General features: G+C 61.7%; 2 protein-coding genes. One reads left to right on the top strand and one right to left on the bottom strand.

The genetic code is table 11. The annotated features are described in order from the left end of the window. Window positions 1-709: DNA repair exonuclease (locus I8N66_RS37065; RefSeq protein WP_291165511.1), on the bottom strand; the 709-nt coding region annotated here is incomplete at its 3' end. Between the two features lie 382 nt (window positions 710-1,091). Between I8N66_RS37065 and I8N66_RS37060 the strand changes: the two genes are divergently transcribed. Further along, window positions 1,092-2,779: methyl-accepting chemotaxis protein (locus tag I8N66_RS37060; RefSeq protein WP_291165509.1), on the top strand; the 1,688-nt coding region annotated here is incomplete at its 3' end.

The raw sequence follows: 2,779 nt of genomic DNA, 5'->3' as shown, positions 1-2,779 counted from the left end.
CATCGAACGTCACCAGCGTCACGCTCTTCACGCCGGCTTCGTTGACATCGCGGCCCTGCGGTATGCCGGGCATGACGACAAACGGCGCCGTTGCGTGGATCTGGCGTTGATGGATATGGCCGAGCGCCCAGTAATCAAAACCATGTGCCACGAGGTCGCCGGTGCTGCACGGAGCGTAGGGATCATGGCCAGAGGCACCCGCAAGGCTCGTGTGCAGCATGCCGATGTTTATCGCACCAGGTGCGGGTGGCTGAAAAGCGGGAAGCAGACTTTCCGGCGCGTGCGTATTCTCGAAACTGACCCCATGCACATAGACGTCGCGACCGCTTGCCAAGGTCTTGGCATGAACGGCCTTTGTCTTGCCTTTGAACACGTGCGCCGAGGGCGGAAGCGTCAGTTCCTTGGTCACCTGCGACTGAGCGTCGTGGTTGCCGCGAATGATGAAGGTCCGGATGCCCGCCTCGTCCAGCCGGCGCAATTCCCGCCCGAGAAACAGCGCCGTATTCATCGACGTCTGGCTGCCATCATAGAGATCGCCGGCAATCAGCAGAGCATCTACCTTCTCGGCGATGCAGAGATCGACGATCTTGACGAAGGCGTGCCGGGACGCCCCACGCACGATCTCGGCAAGATCGGCATTTCTTAGGGCGAGGCTGCGGAGGGGCGAATCGAGATGAAGATCTGCGGTATGGACGAAGCGGAAGGGCATGGCCGACCATGGCCCGGCAGGCTGGCGCCCGTCAATCAGTGTCGGCCCTTCATCCACGTGGGAGATTGGCCCGCTCTCGACGCGAAAATTCCAGACCGCCTAAGTAAAGCCAAGACTAATACAGAACATCCCCGTGGCGATTGCCGAATGCGAACGATCAACAGCAGCCCCAGAGTACATGCAAATATCAGATTATACTCACTTTAATCGATTAGGGCTTTTGTAATATCTTGTTCGTTAGGTTTCCGCCGGCTGCGCTTGAAGCGCATCCAGGCACCGGAATGATTCCTGCTTCGGCATCCGCTCCGTCATGACGATCAAGAGCCGGAACGACTTCATCAAGTACAGCTTTTATGGACGGCCGTCCTTCCGGGGGGAACCTATGTCACGGCTCAAGATTTCACATACGCTCATTGCCCTTTTCCTGGTGGTCGCCGCAATTGTCACGGCGCTGGCCGTCTCCTCGCTCGGCGGCATCAAGATGATGAACGAGCGCAACAACGAGATCGCCACCACCTGGCTGCCGCGCGTCTCGCTTTCCCGCGCGCTCGAAACCCAGCTTTCCGACACGCGCATGGCCTTTGCGCGCCACCTGATCTCGCTGACGCCCTTCGAAAAGAAAGCCGCCGAGAAAGTCATCGGCCAGACCATCGAAGGCTTCAACAAGCTCGCCGACGACTATGCGGCGCTGATGGTGACGGATGCAGACAAGGCCGCGCTGGAAAAAGTGCGCACTGCCTATCAGGCTTACCTCTCGATTGCCGACGGCATGGTGAAGCTCTCCAACAATCTTGAGAACATGAAGGCACAGAGCGTTTTCAAGGTCGAGATGCGGGAGACCGAGCAGAAGGTCGACGAGGCGATCAAGGAAGTGCGCGCGATCAACCTCGCCGGTGCCGATGCCGCGGTTGCGGCAAGCTCGGCCACGCATGACCAGATCCGCATGATCGAAATCGCGGTCATCGCCGTTGCGGCCATCATCGTGCTCGGCGCCATTCTTTACGCCGTGCGTGGTATTGCCCGCCCGATCCAGATCATCACCCGTTCGATGGCGCGTCTCGCAGAAGGCGACACGGACAGCAACATCCCCTACGGCGCCCGCAAGGACGAAATCGGCGAGATGGCCCGTGCCGTCGAAGTCTTCCGCCAGGCGGCGATCACCAACCAGCAGCTCGAAGCGGATGCCCAGGCGCAGCGCGCCCAGGCTGAGGCCGATCGCCTGCGTCTGACCGAAGAAGCGGAAGCCGCGGCCCAGCGCCGCCTCCAGGAAGCAACGGCCGGTCTTGCCGGCGGTTTGCGCCGTCTTGCCTCCGGCGATCTCGCCTTCCAGCTCAACGAACCTTTCGCACCGGACTTCGAGCAGCTTCGCCACGACCTCAACCAGGCCGTCGCCCAGCTCGCCAATACGCTCGCGGCTGTTTCGGCGAGTTCCGGCAGCATCGACAGCGGTGCGCGCGAAGTCAGCCAGAGCGCTGACGACCTCTCGCGCCGGACCGAGCAGCAGGCCGCCTCGCTGGAGGAGACAGCCGCGGCACTCGACCAGATCACCGCCAATGTCGGCAACTCGTCGAAGCGCACCCATGAGGCGCGCACGGTGGCCAGCCAGGCCAATGAAAGCGCCCGCAAGTCCGGCGCGATCGTCTCGGGCGCGGTCGATGCCATGGGTCGTATCGAGCATTCGTCGAGCCAGATCTCCAACATCATCGGTGTGATCGACGAGATCGCCTTCCAGACCAACCTTCTGGCGCTGAATGCCGGCGTCGAAGCGGCTCGCGCCGGTGATGCCGGAAAGGGCTTTGCCGTCGTCGCCCAGGAAGTGCGCGAGCTCGCCCAGCGCTCGGCCAATGCGGCCAAGGAAATCAAGGACCTGATCCGCAACTCCACCGTCGAAGTCGAAAGCGGCGTCCGGCTCGTTCGCGAAACCGGCGAGGCTCTACGCACCATCGAAGGCTTCATCGTCACGATCAACCAGCACATGGATGCGATCGCCGCCTCGGCACAGGAACAGTCTGCCGGCCTGTCGGAGGTCAATACCGCGGTCAACCAGATGGATCAGGTCACCCAGCAGAA

This window comes from Ensifer sp. SSB1 (assembly GCF_016652895.1).
Taxonomy (GTDB): domain Bacteria; phylum Pseudomonadota; class Alphaproteobacteria; order Rhizobiales; family Rhizobiaceae; genus Ensifer.
This window is presented reverse-complemented; position numbering and strand designations above follow the sequence as displayed.